Below are 24,266 nucleotides of genomic sequence, written 5' to 3' on the forward strand. Positions count from 1 at the left end.
ATTCATTCCTTCTAACTTAAACTTTCTTTTTCTTCTGCAACCAATGATTTAACGGGTTCAAAGCTGATTCGGTGAATTGGGGTAACTCCTAGTTTCTTGAGTCCGTCTAGATGTTTAGCTGTTCCATATCCTGCATTAGCCGTGAAATCATAGCCGGGATATTGATTATCATAGTCCTTCATAATATTATCCCGTGTCACCTTAGCCACTATAGATGCAGCTGCGATGGAGAGGGAGTTAGCATCTCCTTTGATAATAGAGGTTTGTGAAATTGGTAACTCCAGTTTCATGGCATCTATCAAGAGATGCTCAGGTTGCGGACTGAGCTGGGAGATTGCTTCCTTCATGGCCAGCTTGGTCGCCTCGTAGATATTGACTTGGTCAATGATGTGATTATCCTTGATACCAATACCTATTGCCAAGGCTTGGTCTTGAACGGCTTGATAAATTTCCAGATGTTTCTTTTTAGGGATCTTCTTGCTGTCGTTGAGGCCTCTAATCTTACAATTTTTTGGTAAAATAACGGCTGCAGCGACCACAGGACCAGCCAGAGGACCACGGCCGACCTCATCAACACCTGCTATAAAGGTCAATCCTTGCTTATAAAGCTCTTTCTCATAGGAAAGCATAGTTTCCAGGCGAAAGTCTTCATCCAGTTCAGCCTGAATGGCTTTTTTACGCTTGTTGATTTCCTTTTGAACTCCAGAACGAGGATCTTTTTCCAGTTCAAGAAAAAGGGGATTGTCTAATTCTTTGACAGTGGCAAGAAGTTCTTTGATTTCTTTAATCGTCGTCATCAATGTCGTCCAATGTATCTAAGGTATAGTTACCGAGTTTTCCATCACGGACTTCCTTGACGAAGAGGCTGTAAAAGCGGTCGTAGTCGTCTCGGAAACCAAGGGCACGTGTCATATCCATGATGATAACAGGTGCTTCTTCTTCAATTTTCATTTGTTTGAAGCGTTCAGCTAGCTTTTCCGGATAATGTTTTTTGAAATAATTGAGACCAAAAATGGTCACCTCATCCATAGGAAGCAACTGGTCTTTGATAGCTCCAGTCAAGGCTAGTTTTAGAGCGACAGTTTCATCTTCGAACTTAGGCCAGAGAATTCCTGGTGTATCCAAGATTTCCAGGTCTTTATTGGTTTTAAGCCATTGTTGCCCCTTGGTCACACCAGGTTTGTTGCCGACAACTGCGATTTTCTTACCAGCCAAGCGGTTCATCAGAGTTGATTTACCAGCGTTTGGAATTCCGATAATCATGGTCCGCAGGGTTTCGATCTTGATACCACGTTCTTTCTGGCGTGCAATCTTATCAGCCATGAGCTTTTTAGCTGCATCCGTCACAACTTTTACAGTTACTTGCTCTTTGGAGTTGATAGCCAGAGTTTGGATTCCCTGTGATTCAAAATACTGACGCCATTCTTTGGTCATTGCTGGGTCTGCTAGGTCAGCCTTGTTCAAAATCAAGAGTTTAGGTTTATCACCCACAATCTTGGTTAACATAGGATTTTGACTAGATAAAGGTAGCCGAGCATCCACCAAAATCGTCACAAAATCAACAAACTTAAGATTCTCCTGAACTTGCCGCCGAGCCTTAGACATGTGACCCGGAAACCATTGAATAGTAGCCATAAATTTCCCTTTCCGACTGAAAAACGCAGTAAAAACGTTTTCTTTCTCACCATCTATTCTATCATAAATTAGGAACTTTTGCACAGGCTTTGACCACAACAAATGATAAATAGTAATCGTGCGAAATATTCTTGATGACAGTAAGGATTTACTTGACTTTTTTTGCTAACAGGTATATACTTTGTGTATACAATTTCGTGGAGGTAGAGCAATGAATACAGTAAAGACTCGGAAGGTGGGGAATTCGCTCACTGTGACCATTCCTAAAAATTTGGGTATGACAGAAGGTCAAGAAATGGTTGTCTACAAAGGGATTGACGGAGTCATTGTCTTAGCTCCAAAACTGAAAGATCCTTTTGATGGGATTACTGATTTGAGAATGACAAATGATTTTGAAGGGGTAAGGTCACTTGATAGCGAAATCTGACTATATTCCTGAAAAGCAGGATATCATTTGGCTGGACTTTGATCCATCAGTCGGTCGAGAAATTCAGAAAAGGCGACCTGCTTTGGTAGTTTCTAGGAGAGAATATGCCTTGCAAACTGGTTTTGTGGCTGTATGTCCCATCACTCATGGCCAACAACGTTTGGCAGAAAAAGGCTTGCTCGTTCCTGTCTCGTCGGATAAGGTAGATGGCGCTGTCAATCCATTTCAACTGTATACCTTTGATTTTCGGATGCGAAATGCTCAAAAAATAACAAGAATGGACACACAATGTTTTCAGAAAGTCGTCCAACTTTACCAGTACATCTTTGGAGATACATAAATCCTACCATGCATAGACAAGGTAGGATTTTTTTCTATATGAGTAACCTATCTAAAAACGGATGAAGACAATTGAGGAGAATCCCTCTAGTCCAACTTTCTTGTGCAGATGATAGATGTTCTGCCTGAAGGCATTCTTTTAGAAAATCGCGGACTTGTTCTGGTGCAATTTCAAACTCAAATGCTTTCATTTTGTAGAAAAAATCGATGAGATGCTCAGATAAGTAATCATCTGAAAAGGCTACTTCTCCACTTTTTCGAAATTCTAATAAGAGTCTAGCAAATCTGGCTTTTTCATCAGGCAAATCACGAAAATAGGAATTAAGAAGCCAAGTCTGCTTCTGCTTTCGTTCAATAGGATCTTGATTTGCAATTCGCTGATCCTTTTCCAACTCCTTTTGGTTTTGTTTAGCCTTGATAGCCCGTTCGTCTCTATTCTTACCAAAGAGGATTTTTTCCCATTTTCGTTCTTCTTGGGTCAAGGTTTCTGTAAAGCCAAAGTAATCTTGATAGGCTCGTTCTGCAGGCCCCATGGCAAGAATGAGGTTGTCAGCGTATTGCTTGGCGATTTTATCTCTTTTCTTGCGTTCTTTCTCTGCTTGAATCCGTAAATGCTGCTCGTAGTCGATTTTCTCCTTGCCTAGTTTGACAAGATAGAGTTGGTCATCGGTCTTACCAAGTAAAAAAGGTTTGATACAATTTTCCAACACTTCTTCCATACGAGCCTTCTTCTTTGGATCTGCCTTGGTCCAACTTCCGCCTTGAAAGACCTCTAGGAAGAGCTGATAGTCTCTCTCAGGCGCGAATTGATTGCCACGATTGGCTTTGAAAACACCTTTTTCCCAAAACCATTTTAGAAGTCGTTCGTCAAAGTCGCTTTTAGTGACCTTGATTTTTTCCTTTTTCTGGGCCTTTCTAGTCAGATTTTCAACCTTTCTGAGTAGTTTTTCTTCCTCTTCTAGTTGCTGATCGAGGCTAATACGATGAAAATGGCGAACACAGTCGCTTCCGATAGGAAACAGACGTTGTCCTGTAACTCCGTTAAAGAGTTCGTAGGCGTATTTGATAGCATTACCGCAGACACAATTGCTACGACCGATACCGTTAAAAATCAAGGAAACTTCATTCCATTCCTTGGTAGCTTGATCCCAAGTATTGGCTTTTGAAGCCTGTAAAACCGCATCGTGCAGGGATTTTCTAACTGGAAGTGTCATGAGGTCTCCTTTCTAATACTCAATGAAAATTAAAGAGCAAACTAGGAAGCTAGCCGCAGGCTGCTCAAAACACAGTTTTGAGGTTGTAGATAAGACTGACGAAGTCAGTGAGCATATCTACGGCAAGGTGAAGCTGACGTGGTTTGAAGAGATTTTCGAAGAGTATAAATTATACTTTTACAACTTGAACCTCATCTTTGCCGAGCAAAATCAAGTATTTTTCTATGTTTTCAATCGAATAGGCTCTAGATAAAGCCTCTCCGTATAAGGCTAACTGACCACGATAGCGGTCTATGAGTTGACTTGGTTGATCGTAACGGTCTGTTTTGTAGTCGAAAAGAACGATGCGATCCTCATAAAGCAGATAGCCATCCAAGATTCCACGGACAACGAAGTCTTCCTGACTCTTTTGATCTTTTTTGAGCATGGAGAAAGGTTGCTCGCGGTAAAGATGGCTGGTATTAGCGAGAATTTCCTGACCAAGTGCCGTATCAAAGAATGCTAGGATTTTAGAAAGATTGATCTTGTCTCTAGCAGCTGGACTAGCTTGAACTTGTTTGAGAGTTTCTGTTAGACTAGCAAGTGTTGGTTGCTGACTAAGATCAATTCTTTGCATGAGTTCGTGGATTGCACTACCAATCTCAGCTCCAGTTACCTTTTCTTTAGTTGAAAAATCAGGTAAATTGAAGCTGATTTGCTTCTCTGGTGATTTGGTTTGGTTAGTAATTTCTACCCCTTCCATATCCATAACGGGTTCGTAGAATTTCTTGATTTGGCTTGGGGTTTGAACACTTGGTAGTTCAATAGCTGCGCGGTGAAAAGTATTATAAACTTCCACCTCTTTCAGCATTTCCAAAGCCTCTTTGATGGTTTCTGACTGGCGGTTGTCTGCTTGAGAGCTATCTTGGAGAGGGCTCTTGTTTTCCAACTCTCCGATAGCTTCTCTGGTCAGCTGGTCTTCACCAATAAAACGATAGCTAAAGTTGAGATTGTCCTTGGCAAATACTTTGCCGATAGCCCAGATCCAATCTTGGAAATTTCTTGCTTGTAGTCTGGTATTGCTATCTAATTTTCCGTTTTCAGTTGCTGGGTATTCCTTTGCTTCCAGCTTTTCACGAGAACCCTTACCGACAAGATATAGCTTTTTCTCAGCTCTCGTCATGGCAACATACAGCAGACGCATTTGCTCTGAATAGCTAGCCAATTGCAGTTCTTTCTCATTCTGCGTATAAGTTAGGCTAGGAATGGAGAGTTTGAGGGTTTTAGGATAGTGTGCTTCCACTGCTCCTGTTTCCACCTTGGCAATGTATTTGACACCAAGCCCATTCTGACGACTGAGAATAACATCTGACATTGAGTCTTGCTTATTGAAGTCCTGATCCATGTTGAGGATAAAGACATAAGGAAACTCCAGACCTTTGCTCTTGTGAATGGTCATGAGTTCCACAGCATCCTTTGGCGGGGCGACAGCTACGCTTGCAAGATCATGCTGGGCTTCTAGGACTTGGTCAATCATACGTATAAAACGCGACAAGCCTTTGAAATTACTCTTTTCAAACTGGTCAGCTCGCAGAGCTAGGGCGTAGAGATTGGCCTGTCTGGCAGGACCATTTGCTAAAGCCCCAACATAGTCATGGTAAAAACGGTCATTATAAATCTTCCAAATCAAGTCATAGAGAGAGTGGTTTTTGGCATATAAGCGCCAAGAATCCAAGATATCCATGAACTGATTTATTTTTTCAGCTAGGTCCTTGTGAATTAACTCTTTCTGATCAGTTACCTGTCTTTGAGCATTGACTAGTTTCTCATAAAGATTCTCTTGTACTTTATCTTCTGCTTTCTGAAGAGATAAACGTGCCAACTCGTCCTCATCGAAACTAAACATAGGAGACTTCATAAGGGCAACCAAGGCGTAGTCTTGCAGGGGATTGTGGATGACACGAAGGGTGTCCAGCATGACTTGTACTTCTAAGGATTGGAGGTAGTTGTTTTGCTCACCGTCGGTTTTGACAGGTATCCCGTACTCAGACAGGGCAAGTAGAATCTGGTCATTACGACTGCGACTGGAAGTCAGAAGGGCAATTTCTTTGAAGGCTACACCTTTTTCTTGATGTAGATTTAAGATTTCCTTGAGGACCAGGCGCATTTCCCCAGTGAGTTTCGTGTCTTCATCACTTTCTTCTTTCTCTTGCCCACTATCGCCCTTATCGTAGAGGAGAAATTCTGCCTTGTTGTCTGGATTAGGAGTCAGTTTGGTATTGGCAAAAACAAGCTGGTGCATGCTGTCATAGTTGATTTCGCCGACCTCTTGGTCCATAAGGCGTGCAAAAGCATCGTTGGTTGCTGACAGCACTTCTGAACTACTACGAAAATTTTCCTTGAGCAAAATCAGCTTTCCTTCTTGAGGATTTTGCGCATAGCGTTGAAATTTTTCATTGAAAATCTGCGGGTCTGCCTGACGGAAACGGTAGATGGACTGCTTGATATCTCCCACCATAAAGCGATTGTGACCATTCGACAGCAATTCCAGCATCCGTTCTTGAATGTGGTTGGTATCCTGATACTCATCGACCATGACTTCATGAAATCTCTCTTGATAAGTCTCGCGAACTTGTGGGAAATTCTCTAAAATCTCAATGGTGTAATGACTGATATCAGCGAATTCAAAGGAATTTTCTTGGCGTTTACGTTCGCGATAAGCCTCCACAAAATCACTCATAAATGTTTGGAAGGTTTTAGCCAGCTCCCAGGTGTCTTCATGATAACGCTCTTGATAGTCGAGAATGGTTATCTGGTCCGCCAGTTGTCCTAGTTTAGCAAACTGGACCTTTCTCTCATCGTTATAGGCATCAGCCAGTGGCTTCAAATCAGCCTTTCGACTAGAATTAGCTAGAGCTCGACCATTCTTTTCTTTCGATATTGCGACAATACGCGTAAGCACTGCTTGATAAGCCTGACTATCGGACTCTTGATTTAAGGAGCCAATTTCATCCAAAACCTGTTGAACAGCTTCTAAATAGACAGCTTTGGGAAACTCCTTGGCATCATTATCCAGATGATAACGGAAAAAGCTTTCCAAATCCCAAAGCGCCTGTTTGATTTGCTCAGTTAGTTTGTCTTTTTCATTTGCAAAATCAGCTTTTTCAAACCCTTTGAGAAAAGACTCGTTCAGCCATTTTTTGGGACTGCTGGTGGATTGAAGAAAATCATAGATTTTGTAGACTTGCTGGCGCAGACCTCGTTCATCCTTGCCACGTCCAGCAAAGTTTTTCACCAAACGGCTAAATTTCTCTTTATTCTCACCTTGGTAATTCTCTTCAAAAACCTGATGAAAAACTTCGTTCTTTAAGAGTAACTGTTCACTTTCATTTTGCAAAATACGGAAGTTCGGTGCGATATCAATCAGATAGCCATGCTTGCCAAGGAATTTTTGTGTGAAGGAGTCCATGGTTCCGATGGCAGCGTTTGGTAGATCTGCCAATTGACGTCCCAAGTGTTGTTTGAGATCGACATCATCGGTTTCTTGGATTTGTTGGCTGATTTTTTTCTCCAAACGTTCTTTGAGTTCGGTCGCAGCCTTGACGGTAAAGGTTGAGATAAAGAGTTGGCTGATTTCCACGCCACGTGCTAATTGGTCCAGAATGCGCTCGGCCATAACAAAGGTCTTCCCTGAACCAGCAGACGCTGAAACTAGGATATTTTGCCCTGCCGTATAAATGGCTTCGATTTGCTCGGCAGTTTTCTTTTGTTCCTTGCTCGAATGCGCTTCTGCTTCTTGCAGTTTTTGAATCTCTTCCTCAGTTAAAAAGGAAATGGGCTTCATCGATTCAACTCCTCTCTCATTTTCTCAAACCAAGCTTGCTTGAGTTTTTCTCCGACCAGACGCTTGCCATCAGCTAAGTTTAACTTCTCTAGGAAACGGGCTTGTCCTAAGTGATAATTAGCTTCAAATCCAGTGATGGCTTGATGTTGCTGAACGTACGGGGCAATACTTCTGCCATTTTCTGTATAGGGATTGATGGCGAACTGGCCCTTTAAGATTTTCTCAGCTGCCTTCTTGTAAAGATGGGCATTATAGTCCAGTAAGAGTTGGAACTCCTCATCTGTCAGCTGATTGGCCTTGTTTTTGTTGTAAAATTCACCCAAGTGACTGCTTTCTTTTTCTAAAAAGAGTCCTTGGTATTTCATTGATTTGCTGGTTTCTACTACTGCTCCTGCCAGACTTTTAACAGCTAATAAAGATTGGACAGGCTCAGCCATTTCCAAGTACATAGCGCCAAAAAAGTTCTGCTCCCCTTCTCTTTTTAGGGCAGCAAGATAGGTTGGCAGTTGGGAATTGAGGCCATTAAAGAAATTCGGAAACTGGAACTGAGTCAAACTAGACTTGTAGTCTACAACTCCTAATGCTCCATCAGCTTTCAAACGGTCGATTCGGTCAACCTTGCCTCGCACATGGACACTGCGACCATTATCCAATTGAATAAAGGCTTGATCTTTACCACCAAATGTTGCTTCCTCTTGGATGGTTTCAATGGCTGGATTATGACGAAGGATGTGACCAGTTGTCCGAGCCACATCAAGCAGAACTTCCTTGGTAAACTGGGCTTCCAAACTTTCCTGATAAATGGCTTCAAATTCGCGTTCCTGACTGGTTTCTTGAATAGCTTGTTCCAGACGTTGGTCAAAGGAATCTTCATCAGGCAGTTTCAAGGCACGTTCAAAAATACGATGCAAGAAATTCCCGTGACTTCGAGCATCAGGACGTAGGCGCACTTCTTCCTGCAAACCTAAGACATAACGGAGGAAATAACTGTATTCATTGCGGTAAAACTCCGTCAAACCAGACGTAGACAAGTAAAACTCTTTGTCAGCTGGATAGAGAGCCTGCAAGGTCTCTTTAGCTAATGGCTTGCTGCTTGGACTAGTTGGGATAGCTGGATTTGTAAGACCTTTTTGGTCAAGTTTTTTCCCCATGACACGAGCCAAAACCTTGACAAAGGTCAAATCTTGCTCAGTATTACTTGTCTCGCCCTGCTGATGATAGGCAACTAGACTAGACAATAGACTGTGATAAGACCCCATATCATCCTTAGACAGACTTTTTTGATGAATCTTCTTCTCTATCCGGCTAAATCCAAAACTCACCAGTTCCTGAAGATAGGCCGATTCCTTGCTCTCATTTTCATTAAGAAGACTTGGTGCTGACAACACCAACTGCTTACGAGCGGCGTTGACTAAAGAAAGCATGGTATAGCGATTTTTCTTGAGATTTTCGCTACTTGCAATCAGTAATTGTGCTCCCTCTTCAGTTGCTTGGTTTAGGCTTTGTCTTTCTTCGTCTGTTAACAGGCTGGTGTTTTGCGCAATTTTTGGTAAATGATCCTGAGTCAGACCGATGGCATAGACAAAGTCAGCGGTCTGAGGGGCAATCAAATCATAACTCTGCACCAGAACGGTGTCCACTGTTGCTGGTATGGTGCGATACTGGGACAAACTCATCCCAGAATGGAGCAAGGCTAGGAAATCCTCCAGACTAACTTGTGAACCAGCAAAAACGGTCGCAAATTGTTCTAAAACATGGCAGAAGGCTTTCCAAACTTCGACTTGTCTTTCCTGTTCTAGAGTTTCCATAGTAGCTGTCAATTCTTGCATCTGCTTGCTTAAAGCAGCATTTTTTAGAAAAGTATTCCACTTTTGCAAGAGATTTTCAGTCTTTTGCTTCCGACTGGCAAATAAGGTTTCAAGCGGCTCCAAAACTCGCAGACGAAGGGCATTCAAGTGTTCCAAATCAAATTTTCCGTGGTGGGATTTTGTGAAGGTCTGCTGAAAAGCTGGCAAGCCATTGATACCAAGATAGCGGAGATATTGCTCAAAAGCATCAATATCCGCTTGGCTAAGGTCAGTATACAGACCAGTTCTGAGGAGATTAATCAAATCTTCCTGACGGAAACGGTAGCGTTTCAAACGCAAAATAGATTCGACATACTGAGTCAAAGGGTGGTGGGCCATAGATTCACTTCTACCTAGATAGAAAGGAATCTGGTACTGGTCAAAAATGGTTTTCAGTGATAACTGGTAAGAAGCCACATCCCCCAGCAGAATACGGAAATTCTTGTAACTCAGTTCTGGATGGTCATGTAATTTCTGACGAATGCTACGGGCTACTAATTCCAACTCCTCTTTTTGCGTCAAGCAAGACCAGATTTGCAGGTTTTCACGGTCCTTCTTATCGACCTCCAAAGTCAGCTCTAAAAAGTCATAAGAAGACTCCAGCAAACGAGAGGCCTTGTCAAAACTATCCATCTTCTCATGAGTTTTAGAACGATCCTGAGCAGGTGTTTGATATTTTGCACCCAAATGATGGAGGAATTCCACACTGGCTTGATAGAGATTCCCTTCAGTGAACGGACTGGTATAGGCTTTCTTGCTTGCATAAGCCCCAATAACAATCTCGACACCTTTTCGATGGAGCAGATCCACCACATGCTCTTCCTCAGCAGAAAAACGGGTAAATCCGTCAATGATTAAGGCAATCTGACTAAAATCACTACTTACCTTGCCATTTTCAATAGCCTCAATCAAATGGGACAACTGACTTCCCTGAGCCAACTGACCTTGATTGAGATAGGCTGTTACTTTCTCAAAAATCAAGAGTAAGTCTGCTCGCTTATTCTCATCTGTTAAACTTTCCAAGTCCAAAAAGCTCATCTGAGCAGTCGTCATCTCATGATAAAGTTCAATCAACTGCTGGATAAATTGAGGATCCTGCTTAATAGCACCATAAACTCGCAAGTCCTTGGGATCGAGTTCCGCAAGACACTTATAAAAAGCCATCCCAAGCCCGATGTCATCTAGAGTCGTCTTAGTTGGCAAATCATTCAAAACCAGGTAACGAGCCATTTGAGCAAAGCGCGTGACGGTAATCACAAAAGAAGCCTGCTGGGACAAGCATTCCAGCACGGCGCGTTCTTTTTCAAATGAAAGAGAGTTGGGGGCGATGTAGAAAACCCGATTGCCTGCAGCAACTAGCTCTTCTGCCTCTCTCGTTAAAATTTCAGTCAAAGAAGTCCGAATATCAGTATAAAGTAATTTCATCTCAGCCTCGTTTGCTTTATCAAAGTTTCTTACTCTATTATAGCAAAGTTCGCTTCACAGTCCAAATCCAAAATTCTAGTTGATAATCATTTAATTAGCAAATCAATCATCCTTCATCATCCACTTTCATATGCTGAAAGATATAGAGGAAAAAGTCTTTGGAAACTTCAAAATGCCCATAGCGGAGGCGAGAAGTATAGTCTTTCCATTCAGGATGTTGTCTGGCTATTTCTATGGAACAATCTTTGACTGGTTGATAATACTCGACATTTCGTCTAAAGGGAAAGAATCCTTCAAACTGCTCTACTTGATAGGCCTTGTCGTCTATAATTTTACCTACGGCCACAAAAGCCTGTAACTTATCTTGACCATTCATATCGTATTTCGGACTATAGTATAAAAGGTAGTCTCCTTTTTTCATACGGTTTAAGGGGCCGCCCTTTCCATGACAGACCTGACAAAAATTCCCTTCAACTCCTCTTAAAACATGGTTCTTTGAAACAACTCCGACCCAATATCTAGGCATTTTTATCCTCCAACTCTACTAAAAAGCGATTAAAAACTTCTCTATCGTTAGATAGTTTTTCAAAAAATTCTTCATCAACACCTTCTACTAAAGGCAAAGCTTGATTGACCTTCTCCGCGCCAGAATTCGTCACTGAGACCAGTTTTGCCCGACTATCCTTTGGATGTTGATCTCGTCCAATGTAGTCTTTCTTCTCCAGTAGCCTAACAATCTGGGAAACCGTCATGACATCCATTCCAGTGAACCGAGCAATATCAACTTGCGTTACATATTCCTCTCTATTAGACAGAAACAAGAGAGAGGTTAAAACGATAAATTGGGGCAAAGTGAGGCCAACTGATTTCAAAACTCTTTTTAAGTTGCTTTCCCACTTGTTGTAGACTTTGATGAAAAGAAGACCTGTAGACTCTGTTTCATCATTTTTGTAAATTGAATTAAAGTGATACTTTGACATTATTTCTCCTTAAATATTAAGTATACATATTATATAAGATTTTATTTTCTTTTTCAAGAAAAGGAAAGTCGAATGTTACTATTCTGTCAGACATTTCATAGTCTATATGCTATAATAAAAGCAAAACACCTAGAAAAGGAAGTCTTATGATTAAACTACTAGCCTTGGATATGGACGGAACCCTCCTCAATGAAGCCAAGGAAATCCCACAAGCTCACATTACTGCTATTCACCAAGCCATTGAAAAAGGTGTCAAACTGGTTCTCTGTACAGGTCGCCCGCTTTTTGGTGTTCTTCCTTACTACAAAAAACTGGGACTGGACCTTCAGAATGAGTATGTCATCGTCAATAACGGTTGTTCAACTCACCAGACCAGTGACTGGAGTCTAGTGGACTGGCAAGAACTCAGTCCAGCTGACATTGAATACCTCTATGACCTAGCAGAAAAAAGCGACGTTCAGTTGACTCTTTTTGATGAGAAACATTATTTTGTCCTCGGTGGCAAGCCTAATCAAATTGTTCAAAATGATGCCAAGCTAGTCTTTTCAGACCTGACTGAAATCTCCCTTGAGGACGCGACTAGTGGCAAGTATCGGATGTTCCAAGGCATGTTTTTAGGAACAAAAGAGCAAACAGACGATTTTGAGCAGCGTTTTGCGACAGAACTATGCCAACGGTTCAGCGGTGTTCGTTCGCAGCCTGTCATTTATGAAGCTATGCCACTTGGAACAACAAAGGCTACTGCTCTTTCTCGACTAGCAGCGATTTTGAAAATCGAGCCCTCAGAAATTATGGCCATGGGCGATGCCAATAACGATATCGAAATGCTTCAGTTTGCAGGACTTGGCATTGCTATGGGAAATGCCAGCGACCATGTCAAATCCCTTGCTAATGACGTTACAGCCAGCAATGAAGAAGAAGGCGTTGCACGCGCCATTGAGAAGTATATTTTATAAAAAGAAAAGCAAATAGACAGAATTTACTGCTATTTGCTTTTTTGCTATTTACCCAAATAAGCAACCAGGGTAATAATCCATAGATGAGCTGGGTAGAAAATATAAAAGAAATATTTACTCCAACTAGTTTCTTTTCCTCGCTGTCCATTATACAAGGCCATAAAAGGAAAGACGGTGATAAAGAGCCAGTCAGAATTGAAAAGCATCATTTCCAGTGTTTGGTACCATGTGTCGTATATTTGGATGGAAGTCACTAACAAGAAGGCCCACAGAAAGGCATATAGGAGATTTCGCAATCCCTTACGATTTCGGCAAGAGTAACTAATCAAGAGAAATGGTAGCATGGTGATACCTCCCTCAGTAAAAAGACAACCGAAAATCAAGAGACCAGCAAGCCCAATCCGACGCCACAACTTCTCTTTTTTATCCAGCTCTTTTCTGGGAAAACCAATCCAAAGCATGGTGACACCGAAGGCCAAAGTAAAGAAAATATTATTAGTAACCATTACACCCTTAGAGGCAAACAGAGTATTGAGAAGGCTATTTCCAGCAAACATGATAAGCGCCCAATTCCAGAGACGGATGAGGTAGTTTTTCAAGTTTCGAGTATGGATGAATCCTTCCATAGCCATATACGCAAACCAAACTCCCACACAACGGGTCATAGCGTGGAAGATACCTTCCCACAAAGGAGAAACGATTCCGGTGATATGAGGGATATGGTCTAAAACCATTACTGCCGCCATCAGATACTTCAACTGCGTCGCATTCCATTTTTTCATAATAAACCTCTTTCTTTTTGATCTACATAGAGTATAGCATACATTTCCACGTATAATCGTACACCCATCTTACATTTAAAAAGCCTATCTTACATTTTTGTAAGACAGGCGTGAATATCAAAAATTTATTATGAAAGTTACCTTCTAGTCCGTAATTCGTTGGTACATTTCTGGTCTTCTATCTCGAAACAGTCCCCAGTTGAGGCGTTCACTTGCTCCCTTGTCAAGGTCATAAGTTGCAATCAGAACAGCCTCACCTTGCCTTTCAGCTCTCTCTAGAATAGCTCCTGTTTCATCCGTCATAAAGGAGGAACCGTAGAAGTCAAGACTGGAACTCTGTCCACCATTTTCCTCACTAGGAGTGACTTCTTCCAAACCGTAACGATTGGCTGCTATGACTGGGACAATATTAGCTGCTGCGTGCCCTTGAATAGTACGTTGCCAGTGACCACAACTGTCTGTATCCAAAATTGGTTCTGAACCAATGGCTGTAGGATAGAAGAGCAATTCAGCACCATTCAGAGCAAGACAGCGCGCTGTTTCAGGGAACCATTGATCCCAACAGATGCCGATCCCAATTTTGGCGTAGCGCGTATCCCAGACTTTGAAACCGGTGTTTCCAGGCGTAAAGTAAAACTTTTCTTGATAATAATGGTCATCTGGTATGTGGGTTTTCCGATAAACGCCCAGCACTTCCCCATCAGCATCAATGACGGCGATTGAGTTATACAAGACGTTGCTATCTTTTTCGAAGAAACTAATCGGTAAAACAGCATTTAGTTCCTTAGCAATCACTTTAAAATGCTGAATGGCTGTATTTTCTGTCACTGACTGAGCATATTGGTAGTAGTCATACTGGCGTTCCTGACAGAAATAGGGGCGTTCAAACAACTCGGGTAAGAGGATGATTTGTGCGCCTTGGTCTGCAGCTTGTCGAACTAAACGTTCCGCTGTTTGGATATTTGTTGCCACATCCTTAGCGCATTGCATCTGGATCGCTGCAACTTTTATATTTCTCATCTTTTTCTCCTATTCTGGGATTTGTTGAGTGATACAGTGGATATTGCCACCACCTAAGAGAATATCTCTGGCTGGAATTCCTACGACCTTACGGTCTGGGAAACACTTGCTGAGGATATCTAGGGCCACTTGGTCATTGACATCCTCAAACTGGGGCACTAAGACAGCCTTGTTGGCAATATAAAAGTTTACATAGGAAGCCGCAAGACGTTCACCTGCATAACGCTCTTCTTCCCCTTCTTCATAGATGTAGCCTGGCAAATACTCTTCGGTTACAACTTGATGAAGCGCTGGGATTGGCAATTTATGAATAGTGAAGGGACGACCTTTTGCATCCGTTTCCTTCTCTAAAAAAGCTAAATCAGCTACAGACATAGCATACTGAGGATCGTTCTGGTCATCTGTCCAAGCCAAGACAAGTTCTGCAGGACCTACAAAGGCTGCAACATTATCAACGTGTTCATTGGTTTCGTCCTGATAAATACCATAAGGAAGCCAGATAACTTTTTCAGCGCCAAGATAGTTCAATAATCTTCTCTCGATTTCCTCTTTACTGAGATGAGGATTGCGACCAGCGCTCAGAAGGCAACTTTCAGTCACAAGAATGGTTCCTTGACCATCGCTATGGATTGCTCCGCCTTCCAGTACAAAAGGTTTAGCATCGTAAACAGGCATTTCCAAGGCCTCAGCAAAACGACTAGCTACTTGGTTATCCTCTTCATAATCTTGATAAAGACCATCTACAGCTCCACCCCAGGCATTGAAAGACCAATCGACTGCCAACTTGTCTCTTTTATCATTGACGAGAATAGTCGGCCCAGTATCACGCGCCCAGGCATCATTTGTCGGAATATCTAAATAAACAACCTTGTCTCCAAGATAGGATTGGGCTTCAGATAGATGGTCCTGCTCCACCAAAAGATAGACTCTTTCCCCTTCTGCTATGGTCTTGATAATCTGGCTAAATGCTCTTTGGGCAGCCTTTCCTTGAAAGGGCCATGAACCTGGTCGAGTCGGCCAGATTATGAGGGTTCCATGATGTGGTTCGTACTCTGCTGGCATACGATAGCCTAATTTCTTTGGACTGTCCATCATGATAATCTCCCTTTAAAGTCTTGATATCCGAAGGCTTTGACTAAGTTGCAGTCTCCCTGCTCGTCCATGAGATAGAGACTTGGCAATCCAATACCGTTAAAGGTATTATTTTTGACAAAGGAGTAGATTGCCATGTCTTCAAAGTAAAGTCTGTCACCGATTTGGACTGGATTTTCAAAGCTATAATCTCCAATCACATCGCCTGTCAGACAAGTATTGGAAGAAAGTCTATAGGTATGGGCTTTTTCCTGCGGTTCAAATCCATTTCTCAAAGGTGGTCGATAGGGCATTTCAAGTACGTCAGGCATATGGCAGGTCGCGGAGGCGTCTAAAATCAAGATTTCCATACCGTTTTCTACAATATCCAATACTTCAGTAGCTAGATAACCCGCATTGAGCGCAATAGCTTCACCCGGCTCGATATAGACTTCAAGGTTGTAAGTTTCTCGGATACGCTTGATTTCAGAAATCAGCAAATCCACATCATAGTCTTCTCTTGTGATGTGGTGTCCTCCACCCATATTGAGCCATTTAACTTGATGTAAGTAGGGACCAAACTGAGCTTCTACAGCTTTCAAAGTTGTCTCTAAATCATCTGCCCCCTGCTCACAAAGGGTATGAAAATGAAGCCCATCCACTAAGTCCAGCAAATCACTCGGTATCTTGTCAAGAGTAACTCCAAAACGAGATCCAGGTGCACAAGGATCGTAGAGCGCGTGATCTCCTTGGGTAGAACATTGAGGGTTGAGGCGCAAACCGACACTAATGCCAACCTCTCGACAACGAGGACCATGTTTACGCAACTGTCTTTCTGAGTTGAAAACGATATGATCCGTTATTTCCAGCAATTCCGCCAAGTCTGCATCCTTGAAAGCAGGTGCAAAGACATGGACTTCCCCCGGAAACTCTTCTCTAGCTAGCTTAGCCTCATAGAGACCACTAGCCGTCGTACCTGACAGATACTGGCTAATCATGGGGTAGGTTTTGTAGAGGGAATAAGCCTTCTGGGCCAGTAAAACCTTGCAGCCCGCTTCTTCCTGAACTTGCTGTAAAATACGGCAATTGGCTTCTAATTTTCCTAAGTCAATAATATAAGAAGGTGTTGGTACTTGTTCTAACTTCATTAGTCCACCATTTGTGGATTTTCAACCACAACCCATGGCAAACCGTATTTATTCAAAGCTTCCATGAATGGATCTGGATCCAACTCTTCAAGATTATAAACTCCTGGTTGTTTCCAAGTACCATCCATCACTAATTTTGTTCCAATCATGGCAGGAACACCTGTTGTGTAAGAAATTGCCTGTGAACCAACTTCTGCATAGCATTCCTGGTGGTCGCAAACATTGTAGATGTAAATAGTCTTTTCAACACCATCTTTAACACCTGTAAAGATACAACCGATATTGGTTTTACCAACTGTACGTGGGCCAAGGCTGGCAGGATCTGGAAGCAAGGCTTTCAAGAATTGAATCGGCACAATGTCTTGTCCATTAAAGTTAATAGCATCCGTACGAAGGAGACCAACGTTTTCCAAGCATTTCATATGCGTTAGATAAGATTGACCAAAAGTCATAAAGAAACGAATGCGTTTGACATCAGGAATGTTCTTGGCCAATGATTCAATTTCTTCATGGTGAAGGAGATACATGTCTTTTTGCCCAACCTGAGGGAAATCATACTCACGCTTGATTGACATGGCTTCGACTTCGACCCATTTTCCATCTTCCCAGTAAGAACCTGGCGCAGAAACCTCGCGGAGATTGATTTCTGGGTTAAAGTTTGTTGCAAATGGATAACCGTGGTCACCACCATTACAGTCTAAAATGTCGATATAGTGGATTTCATCAAAATAGTGTTTGAGAGCATAGGCTGAAAAGACACTGGTCACACCTGGGTCAAAACCAGATCCAAGAAGAGCTGTCAAGCCTGCTTCTTTAAATTTCTCCTGATAAGCCCATTGCCATGAGTAGTCAAAGTAGGCTGTAAAACCAAGCTCCTTGCAACGTTTTTCATAAATGGCGCACCATTCTGGGTCTTCTGTATCCTCTGCCTCGTAGTTGGCTGTGTCAATATAGTGGACACCTGTCGCCAAACATGCGTCCATAATGGTCAAGTCTTGATATGGTAGCGCTACGTTCAAAACAGCTTCTGGCTTGTAGCTTTCAATCAAGGCAATGACTTCTTCGACATTATCAGCATCAAGAGCAGCTGTTTCAATCTTTGTACTTGTTTTGCCTTCTAGTTTAGCTTTCAAGTCATCACATTTTGACTTGGTACGGCTAGCAATCATAATCTCTGTAAAGGTTTCGCTATCTTGGCAAATCTTTGAAATAGCAACTTGGGCAACGCCCCCACATCCAATAACTAATAAACGACTCATTTTTTTCCTTCCTCTTCTTCTAAAATGTCTTCTACATACTTGGGCAGCATAAAGGCTCCAACGTGTAAGTTTGCAGTATAGTATTCCGTGAAAAGCTGGCGTTTTTTCCAGCCTTCCTTGTCAAAATCTTTAACAGGGTGGTATTTTTTCGATGCAAATCCAAACAACCAATAGCCAGCTGGACTGGTAGGGATATGTGCCTGATAAACTAGGCTGATTGGAAAAGCTTGATTGACCTTGCGGTGCATGCTTCGGCAAGCAGACTCATCCTCGTCAAAGAAAGGACTACCATGCTGGTAAATCATGATACCGTCTTCCTTCAGAGCTCTGTAACTATTGCCGTAAAATTCCTTGGTAAAAAGCCCTTCCGTATGTCCAAATGGATCTGTCGCATCGTTGATGATAATATCGTAATCATCCTCGCAGTTCCGTAAAAAGCGTAGCCCGTTTTGGTAGTAAATGGTGACACGAGGATCATCTAGCCCTGCAGCAAAGTCTGGAAAATACTCACGACAAACTTCAACCAACATCTCATCTGGTTCCACGATATCGATTTGCTCCAGTTCAGGATAGAGCGTCGATACTTGGGCAACACCGCCGTCACCACCCCCAATAACCAATACTTTCTTTGGATTTGGATGGACAGCCATGGGGACGTGGACCGTCATTTCATTGTAGACAAAGTCATCTGCATCTGAAAACAAGACATGGCCATTTAAGATTAATATTTTCCCAAAAGCTGGCGTGTCTAATACTTCGATATCCTGCCATTCACTTTTTCCAGCGTAGAGTTGCTTGGCTGTTCTCAAGGATAATTTCACATCTGGAGTATGAACTTCAGAAAACCATAAATCCATCTAGTTCTCCTTTCTCTCAATGACATTGATGTGATTGACCTCTGGATCTTCCGTTCCTTGGAGGGAACAACCACGTTCCTTGGCAAATTGGATATAATCCACAATCTCTCGTGTAATGCGTTCACCTGGTGCTAGGATTGGAATCCCTGGAGGATAGCACATGACAAATTCCCCACAGACCTGTCCAACCGACGCATCCAAGGTTAAACTTCTTCTCTCTGAATAGAAGGCCTCCTGAGGAGACAGCACTAACTCTGGTTGGATATATTCTCCAGCTATCAAGTCCTTCCCATCTCGTGAGTAGAGTCTCTTGATATCCGCCAAAGCACCGACTAAGCGCTCGATGTCTTGGATGCGGTCACCAATGGAAATATAAGCCAAGATATTGCCAATGTCGCCAAACTCGATCTGAATATCGTATTCATCTCGCAGGAGGTCATAAACTTCGATACCTGTTAAGCCAATACCCTGAGTATAAACGGACAGCTTGGTCACGTCAAAATCACAGACCGACACTCCGTCTATTAACTCTTTTGAGTAAGCATAGTAGCCACCTATGACATTGATTTCACGACGAGCGTATTCGGATAGCTCAATGACTTTCTCAAAAGACTCTTTGCCACGAAGAGCTAAGTTCCGTCGAGAAATATCCAAACTAGCCATCAACAAGTAAGAGGCTGATGTAGACTGGGTCAGGTTGATGATCTGACGAACGTACTCAGGATTCATCTGTTCCCCGATAAGCAGGATGGAACTTTGAGTCAAACTCCCACCAGACTTATGCATAGAGACCGCCGCCATATCAGCGCCTGCATCCATAGCAGAAATTGGAAGTTTATCTGTAAAATGCAAATGCGCTCCATGGGCTTCATCCACTAAAACAAGCATGCCCGCTTCATGACCCATTTCCGTTAAACCCTTGAGGTCTGAACAAATTCCATAGTAGGTAGGATTGTTAATCAAAATGGCCTTAGCATCTGGATGTTCCTTAATTGCCTGCGCAACACGGTCATTTTCAAGACCTAAAGCAATGCCAATTTTAGGATCCACACTCATCTCGATATAGATGGGAATGGCACCACATAGAACCAACGCATTGATAGCAGATTTGTGGACATTTCGTGGCAGAATAATCTTATCTCCAGCCTTACAGGTGGAAAGAATCATGGTTTGAACTGATGAGGTTGTTCCCCCAATCATCAGAAAGGCATGGGCTGCACCAAAAGCATCCGCAGCTAATTCCTCCGCATCCCGAATAATCGAAATAGGATGGCCGAGATTATCCAAGGGTTTCATCGAATTGACATCAATGCCAACACATTTTTCTCCTAATAGTTCGACAAGTTCCGGATTTCCCCGCCCACGCTTGTGACCTGGCACATCAAAGGGAACAATCCTTTTCTTGCGTAGCTTTACCAAGGCCTCGTAAATTGGGGCTTGGTTTTGATCTAACTTCTTCAAGACATACTCCTTTACCGTATTTTTAGCACCTCAAGAAGATAAAGGCGACTAAAGGTTGACTTATGAAAAAAGAGCAGGTTTTCACCTGCTCTGCAATCTTCTGACGTGTGTATTTTGGTTTCTGTTGAGTATGTCTGTTCCTGATGTTTCCTAACTCTCTAGTAGCAAATATTACGTACTTTATTGATCGTTTCACAAGATGACGTGTGCTTTCACCACACTAAAATTTATGAATTAGGACAAGCGTCCTAACATCAACTTATAAAAGTAGGCTTTTAACCCTATCAATAATGCGGCTTTTCAACCACGCTTCGGCATTCAACCCTGCCTGTCCGTAGGCATTTTTTACTCGGGTTTATATTTGCTAGAAAACATCATCTCATTTTCTAAGCCTTATAACTATACCATGTTTATAAGAGCTTGTAAAGGATTTTGTGAAACTTTTTTAAACAATTTCTTTTTTTGTTCGTGAAATATTACTCAACAATAAAAAGAAACCGTTTAAAATTGAAATCAAAAAACAAAAACAGGAACTAAATTGATTAGTTCCTTTGTTGAATCATAAGTATAGTCAGTTATTCAAAATCTTATCTACTTGTCTCGTGCTACTTGAACAGCTAGTTCAAAATCAGTCATCATATAATTTTCATCTAGGCGGATGAGACCATAGTACTCATTCCAAAATAGCGAATCACTGTTGCTGGACCACTTTAATCCATACCATAGTTGAGTGACATCACTTGTATTTGATGGTGGAATTGACCATAGATGCTTCTTGAAAATTTCTTGAACAAGCGGAACTTTCAGTCGTGTAGTCAAGTCAAGTTCATTTAATTTGAAAGTAATAGAATGTTTTTTCGCTGCCTCAATACTGTCCTTGTTAAATCGAACCTGAATAACCTTAGAATCTTCTATAGCCACATCATGGTCCTCAGCACCGTAAAAGGAAATACTGCCCAGTACTATGCCATCTTTTGCTAGGAGGTAGGGAGCATAAGGAACAGCATTGCTATCAAGCCTGAAGCCTTTTTCGATGGTAACTGTTTTATCTCCAGGATATTTTTGGAAACTGCCATCTGTCAGGAGCTCTTCGTAGTCGCTAGCACCATCGCTCTGTCTTACATAGATGTCAAAACCAGCATCCATCAGCTCACTGGCTTTAGTTTCTCCTAAAATGATTTTACTTTCATTAATTTGCAAAATTGGTGCTTGAGGTGGCAAACCAATCGTGAGATTAAACATAACTCCTACCAGAAAGACCATAAAGGTTATAAGGAGGGCAAGTAAAGACTTTCCAGTCCTTTTTCTTGCATTGAAAAGAGCCATTATAACTGGGAGGAGGATCATTTTGGCTAAAATAGAATTCCCAACACCACCTCTATTTAAGGTCTGAAAAGCAAAGACTCCTGCAATAGCAATCAGGGACAGGTAGACCAAAATCTCACCTAGACCCAGCTTTTCAGTTCGAGTTTGTTGGTTTACAGGCGTTTCGTACAATGACTGCCCATTCTCTTTCCTCTTTTTTAGAAAGAGATAAAAGCCCAGACCAAGTAGCAGATTAAAGATTGCAAAAACTATTAAAGTACCTATTATCGCCGTTCTAGCCATGGCTCTCTACTCCTTTATGTTCTCTCACAAATCTTATCTTTCTCTTTAGTACCCAATTCCCAATCAATAAAACCAGCAAGAAGAAGGGGCCGCCTTCTATCAGCACAATGGGTAAAGCCACTAGAGCAATCATCAAAAAACTAGCTTTCTTTTGACGCCAACTACCGCCCCATTCACCGTTTATCAGTACCCCCAAATAGTCGATGTAGTCAGTAAACCAAGTCAAAAAGGGATTTTGAAAATCATTGAGCCTTAGGTAAATGAACATAGCAGAATTTAGAAAAACATAAAGAATTCCAAGGACTAGAATAATCTTTTGACTAGTTCGAGTAGCCTCTAAAACGATTTTTTCTCTGTTTTCTGGTTTTATTTCCTTGAGACTTGGGTTCTTACAAGAGAGTTTTTCAAATCTATAGACCAGAAATCGGTAGAGATAATACTTGTTTATATCACGCTTCATAAAACCCCCAATCTAGGAAGGACACTCAATTATAAATCATGGTTTAAACATCTAATTTCAAGGAATTTCCTTCCAAATAGACGGATTTTGACTCAGTGATTTTGATTTTTTGATCTTCTGAAAAGCCAATGGTTTCACCGTCCTTTAAGGTGACATCACTGCCTAAAACATACTGAAGAATAGACAGGAGGAAATAATATAAGTCATCGCTATTCATAGGAGACTCGATAATTTCAATCTCAGTTTTTCCAAACTCTTTCAAACCATAAGTGTAAATACTAGTTTTATCTCCCTGGTTGATAATTCCCATATAAATCCAGAGTTGAAGCGGAAGCATTTCTTCTTTCAAAAGGTCTGCCAGGTCTAGATAAAGATCTTTGGGCAAGAGCAAGGTGGTAGAACCCTGATAAATACCAATAGCTGATTGACTAGTTTTTAGGATAGAGGAATTAACTTCAGTCAATAGGGAATAGGTTTCTACTGGCGAAAGATTGTCAGACAGGATAGAAACAATGGCGTGTTGTGTGTGCTCCTGTGTATCCTTCTCAACATCCTGCCAGAGGTAAGAATAGGCATACAATTTTTCAAATTCTTGACTTGGAATAGGCAAATCCATTAAAGCCAGCGCAACGAGAGCACCATCAATCACAAAGGTTGCACTAGAATCATCACCAGAAACTTCAGAAATTTCAAGCGCCCAGTGAGATTTCAATTCCTGAACGACCTGTTCTAAAGAATAGGCCTGCTTGCCTTTAAAGAGGGGCATGGACAAGATCAGTTGTTTTTTCTTCTCTGACTTTTCTTTCTTACTAGCAAATAGATTTTTTAAAAAATTCACAGGACTTCTCCTTTTTCTCATATCAGTTGGAAAGCAAAGCTCTCTTACTCAAAGCAAGTCGCCATACCAAGTTTCCTCATCCTCAAAACCGTAGAATTTCTCATCAAGTAGCCAATTTCCATCCACCAATTTAAGTACAAACTGATGCTTCATGTCTAAAGCTTCTTGATAGTGGGTGATGACTCTTGCTTCTTCAGCTTTTGTCATGATAAAAGCTACAGAAAAATCATTCCTTTTAACATAGTTATACTCACTTAGGGAGCTATAAGAAATTCGAACTCCTCCTTCCAAGTAATTTTGAGTCACTCGTCCAGTTAGAAGTTGCATTTGCCTCTGAAAATAGTCATCCATAAGTTCATTCCACTTGGGATGAACTTGATTTGCTGGGATGCCAAGGCCTTCTTTTTCCTTATCCAGTGCTCTGTTACGCTCAAAAATTTCCTCTTCTAACAAGGTTAAACTTTTGAGTAAATCAAGCAATGGTGGGATAATTATTTCTGCCAGAGTTTGATAGTTTTCAGGGGTATTTTTATGGTTCACTCTCATAATAAGCCTCTTAATCATCTTGGATTAATTGGTTTAATTCTAGATCTGAAAGAGATCCTTCCTTGTAAAGTTTTCTTAGTAAGTCTTCATCAACTGTGATTGAATAATAGTCTGTCATAAACTCATGAAATCTCTCAAAACTATCAAAAAGGTAAGAAAGCAACCATTCTCCGCCATCCTGATCTTGGTAAGTCTGTTGATGCGCTTGACCGTCATACCAGATAAAGAAGGTTGTTTCATCTTTTTGATCTTCAGAATAAAGTGAGACATACTTCTCATCCAGTCCTTTATAAAAACCATCAATGACGTCTTGATTCCACTCGTCAGCAGCAAACTGGCTTAAACTACTTTCATGATCAAAGCCTTTCATGAGGATCATTTTATCAGTCAAAATCACATCTAAAGAATCACCTGAGCCATTGTCAATAAAATATCGGACTCCATAGTCTTCCTCAGTCTTAATCACGAGTCTAAGCCAATCCTCACTCGGATCTGTTAGATACTCATCAATAACCAGCAAGGCATCTAAGCGAGTTTTTATCTTGTCCCAATCAATCTTTCTCATCTCTA

General features: G+C 41.6%; 22 protein-coding genes. 3 read left to right on the forward strand and 19 right to left on the reverse strand.

Features of this window, described 5'->3' with window-relative positions:
- Window positions 1–11 precede the first annotated feature (11 nt).
- Window positions 12–797, reverse strand: coding sequence for a ribonuclease HII (locus KZX55_RS01300; RefSeq protein WP_007521943.1), 786 nt, complete (start codon window positions 795–797; stop codon window positions 12–14).
- Window positions 784–1,635: a ribosome biogenesis GTPase YlqF gene (gene ylqF / locus KZX55_RS01305; protein ID WP_000201310.1), complete on the reverse strand. Its 852-nt coding sequence runs from the start codon at window positions 1,633–1,635 to the stop codon at window positions 784–786. Before ylqF ends, KZX55_RS01300 begins: the two co-directional genes overlap by 14 nt.
- Window positions 1,636–1,846: 211 nt before the next feature.
- Between ylqF and mazE the strand changes: the two genes are divergently transcribed.
- Window positions 1,847–2,062 carry a type II toxin-antitoxin system PemI/MazE family antitoxin gene (gene mazE, locus KZX55_RS01310; RefSeq protein WP_001098942.1) on the forward strand — a complete coding sequence of 72 codons (216 nt, stop codon included), beginning with the start codon at window positions 1,847–1,849 and terminating at the stop codon, window positions 2,060–2,062.
- Window positions 2,046–2,402: a type II toxin-antitoxin system PemK/MazF family toxin gene (locus KZX55_RS01315; protein WP_000560798.1), complete on the forward strand. Its 357-nt coding sequence runs from the start codon at window positions 2,046–2,048 to the stop codon at window positions 2,400–2,402. The genes mazE and KZX55_RS01315 overlap by 17 nt, the downstream gene beginning before the upstream one ends.
- A gap of 34 nt (window positions 2,403–2,436) precedes the next feature.
- On the opposite strand, the gene KZX55_RS01320 is transcribed toward KZX55_RS01315, so the two are convergent.
- From KZX55_RS01320 to KZX55_RS01340, 5 genes are all read right to left on the reverse strand, one after another.
- Window positions 2,437–3,615 carry a hypothetical protein gene (locus KZX55_RS01320; protein WP_248023085.1) on the reverse strand — a complete coding sequence of 393 codons (1,179 nt, stop codon included), beginning with the start codon at window positions 3,613–3,615 and terminating at the stop codon, window positions 2,437–2,439.
- 169 nt (window positions 3,616–3,784) lie between these two features.
- Entirely contained in the window at window positions 3,785–7,438 is a 3,654-nt protein-coding gene (gene addA, locus KZX55_RS01325; protein WP_248023095.1) for a helicase-exonuclease AddAB subunit AddA, read from the reverse strand.
- Window positions 7,435–10,710 carry an ATP-dependent nuclease subunit B gene (gene rexB, locus KZX55_RS01330; protein WP_248023105.1) on the reverse strand — a complete coding sequence of 1,092 codons (3,276 nt, stop codon included), beginning with the start codon at window positions 10,708–10,710 and terminating at the stop codon, window positions 7,435–7,437. Before rexB ends, addA begins: the two co-directional genes overlap by 4 nt.
- Before the next feature lie 106 nt (window positions 10,711–10,816).
- Window positions 10,817–11,236 (reverse strand): EVE domain-containing protein, encoded by a 420-nt coding sequence (locus tag KZX55_RS01335; protein WP_001138492.1) that lies wholly within the window; start codon window positions 11,234–11,236, stop codon window positions 10,817–10,819.
- Window positions 11,229–11,690 (reverse strand): MarR family winged helix-turn-helix transcriptional regulator, encoded by a 462-nt coding sequence (locus KZX55_RS01340; protein WP_000049665.1) that lies wholly within the window; start codon window positions 11,688–11,690, stop codon window positions 11,229–11,231. Before KZX55_RS01340 ends, KZX55_RS01335 begins: the two co-directional genes overlap by 8 nt.
- Before the next feature lie 146 nt (window positions 11,691–11,836).
- Between KZX55_RS01340 and KZX55_RS01345 the strand changes: the two genes are divergently transcribed.
- The gene (locus KZX55_RS01345) at window positions 11,837–12,646 is read left to right on the forward strand and encodes a Cof-type HAD-IIB family hydrolase (RefSeq protein WP_000593603.1); all 810 of its coding nucleotides are present in this window, start codon (window positions 11,837–11,839) and stop codon (window positions 12,644–12,646) included.
- A 44-nt stretch (window positions 12,647–12,690) separates the two neighbouring features.
- Here the strand turns inward: KZX55_RS01345 and KZX55_RS01350 are convergent, their stop codons facing one another.
- From KZX55_RS01350 to KZX55_RS01405, 12 genes are all read right to left on the reverse strand, one after another.
- Window positions 12,691–13,428, reverse strand: coding sequence for a TraX family protein (locus KZX55_RS01350; RefSeq protein ID WP_248023106.1), 738 nt, complete (start codon window positions 13,426–13,428; stop codon window positions 12,691–12,693).
- A 144-nt stretch (window positions 13,429–13,572) separates the two neighbouring features.
- Window positions 13,573–14,448 carry an N-carbamoylputrescine amidase gene (aguB, locus tag KZX55_RS01355; protein ID WP_248023108.1) on the reverse strand — a complete coding sequence of 292 codons (876 nt, stop codon included), beginning with the start codon at window positions 14,446–14,448 and terminating at the stop codon, window positions 13,573–13,575.
- Window positions 14,449–14,457: 9 nt separating this feature from the next.
- A complete protein-coding gene (gene aguA, locus KZX55_RS01360; protein ID WP_248023110.1) occupies window positions 14,458–15,543 on the reverse strand; it encodes an agmatine deiminase in 1,086 nt (361 codons plus the stop codon).
- A complete protein-coding gene (gene nspC / locus KZX55_RS01365) occupies window positions 15,540–16,667 on the reverse strand; it encodes a carboxynorspermidine decarboxylase (RefSeq protein ID WP_248023117.1) in 1,128 nt (375 codons plus the stop codon). The genes aguA and nspC overlap by 4 nt, the downstream gene beginning before the upstream one ends.
- A complete protein-coding gene (locus tag KZX55_RS01370) occupies window positions 16,667–17,926 on the reverse strand; it encodes a saccharopine dehydrogenase family protein (protein WP_248023118.1) in 1,260 nt (419 codons plus the stop codon). The genes nspC and KZX55_RS01370 overlap by 1 nt, the downstream gene beginning before the upstream one ends.
- Window positions 17,923–18,783 carry a polyamine aminopropyltransferase gene (speE, locus tag KZX55_RS01375; RefSeq protein ID WP_248023119.1) on the reverse strand — a complete coding sequence of 287 codons (861 nt, stop codon included), beginning with the start codon at window positions 18,781–18,783 and terminating at the stop codon, window positions 17,923–17,925. Before speE ends, KZX55_RS01370 begins: the two co-directional genes overlap by 4 nt.
- Window positions 18,784–20,244 (reverse strand): aminotransferase class I/II-fold pyridoxal phosphate-dependent enzyme, encoded by a 1,461-nt coding sequence (locus KZX55_RS01380; protein ID WP_248023123.1) that lies wholly within the window; start codon window positions 20,242–20,244, stop codon window positions 18,784–18,786. It abuts the gene before it with no gap.
- Between the two features lie 591 nt (window positions 20,245–20,835).
- The gene (locus KZX55_RS01385) at window positions 20,836–21,852 is read right to left on the reverse strand and encodes a hypothetical protein (protein ID WP_248023124.1); all 1,017 of its coding nucleotides are present in this window, start codon (window positions 21,850–21,852) and stop codon (window positions 20,836–20,838) included.
- Window positions 21,845–22,312, reverse strand: coding sequence for a hypothetical protein (locus KZX55_RS01390; protein WP_000817468.1), 468 nt, complete (start codon window positions 22,310–22,312; stop codon window positions 21,845–21,847). The genes KZX55_RS01385 and KZX55_RS01390 overlap by 8 nt, the downstream gene beginning before the upstream one ends.
- Before the next feature lie 43 nt (window positions 22,313–22,355).
- Window positions 22,356–23,150: a DUF4261 domain-containing protein gene (locus KZX55_RS01395; protein ID WP_248023126.1), complete on the reverse strand. Its 795-nt coding sequence runs from the start codon at window positions 23,148–23,150 to the stop codon at window positions 22,356–22,358.
- 48 nt (window positions 23,151–23,198) lie between these two features.
- Window positions 23,199–23,696 (reverse strand): hypothetical protein, encoded by a 498-nt coding sequence (locus tag KZX55_RS01400; RefSeq protein WP_248023128.1) that lies wholly within the window; start codon window positions 23,694–23,696, stop codon window positions 23,199–23,201.
- A gap of 10 nt (window positions 23,697–23,706) precedes the next feature.
- Entirely contained in the window at window positions 23,707–24,261 is a 555-nt protein-coding gene (locus KZX55_RS01405) for a hypothetical protein (protein ID WP_001225777.1), read from the reverse strand.
- Window positions 24,262–24,266: the final 5 nt, after the last annotated feature.

It is taken from the genome of Streptococcus halitosis (assembly GCF_023147855.1).
GTDB classification, from domain to species: Bacteria; Bacillota; Bacilli; order Lactobacillales; family Streptococcaceae; genus Streptococcus; species Streptococcus halitosis_B.

Coding starts and splice junctions, on each gene's coding strand:
- KZX55_RS01300 (WP_007521943.1), bottom strand. CDS start 797: ATGACGACGATTAAAGAAATCAAAGAACTTCTTGCCACTGTCAAAGAA.
- ylqF (WP_000201310.1), bottom strand. CDS start 1,635: ATGGCTACTATTCAATGGTTTCCGGGTCACATGTCTAAGGCTCGGCGG.
- mazE (WP_001098942.1), top strand. CDS start 1,847: ATGAATACAGTAAAGACTCGGAAGGTGGGGAATTCGCTCACTGTGACC.
- KZX55_RS01320 (WP_248023085.1), bottom strand. CDS start 3,615: ATGACACTTCCAGTTAGAAAATCCCTGCACGATGCGGTTTTACAGGCT.
- addA (WP_248023095.1), bottom strand. CDS start 7,438: ATGAAGCCCATTTCCTTTTTAACTGAGGAAGAGATTCAAAAACTGCAA.
- rexB (WP_248023105.1), bottom strand. CDS start 10,710: ATGAAATTACTTTATACTGATATTCGGACTTCTTTGACTGAAATTTTA.
- KZX55_RS01335 (WP_001138492.1), bottom strand. CDS start 11,236: ATGCCTAGATATTGGGTCGGAGTTGTTTCAAAGAACCATGTTTTAAGA.
- KZX55_RS01340 (WP_000049665.1), bottom strand. CDS start 11,690: ATGTCAAAGTATCACTTTAATTCAATTTACAAAAATGATGAAACAGAG.
- KZX55_RS01345 (WP_000593603.1), top strand. CDS start 11,837: ATGATTAAACTACTAGCCTTGGATATGGACGGAACCCTCCTCAATGAA.
- KZX55_RS01350 (WP_248023106.1), bottom strand. CDS start 13,428: ATGAAAAAATGGAATGCGACGCAGTTGAAGTATCTGATGGCGGCAGTA.
- aguB (WP_248023108.1), bottom strand. CDS start 14,448: ATGAGAAATATAAAAGTTGCAGCGATCCAGATGCAATGCGCTAAGGAT.
- aguA (WP_248023110.1), bottom strand. CDS start 15,543: ATGATGGACAGTCCAAAGAAATTAGGCTATCGTATGCCAGCAGAGTAC.
- nspC (WP_248023117.1), bottom strand. CDS start 16,667: ATGAAGTTAGAACAAGTACCAACACCTTCTTATATTATTGACTTAGGA.
- KZX55_RS01370 (WP_248023118.1), bottom strand. CDS start 17,926: ATGAGTCGTTTATTAGTTATTGGATGTGGGGGCGTTGCCCAAGTTGCT.
- speE (WP_248023119.1), bottom strand. CDS start 18,783: ATGGATTTATGGTTTTCTGAAGTTCATACTCCAGATGTGAAATTATCC.
- KZX55_RS01385 (WP_248023124.1), bottom strand. CDS start 21,852: ATGGCTAGAACGGCGATAATAGGTACTTTAATAGTTTTTGCAATCTTT.
- KZX55_RS01390 (WP_000817468.1), bottom strand. CDS start 22,312: ATGAAGCGTGATATAAACAAGTATTATCTCTACCGATTTCTGGTCTAT.
- KZX55_RS01400 (WP_248023128.1), bottom strand. CDS start 23,696: ATGAGAGTGAACCATAAAAATACCCCTGAAAACTATCAAACTCTGGCA.
- KZX55_RS01405 (WP_001225777.1), bottom strand. CDS start 24,261: ATGAGAAAGATTGATTGGGACAAGATAAAAACTCGCTTAGATGCCTTG.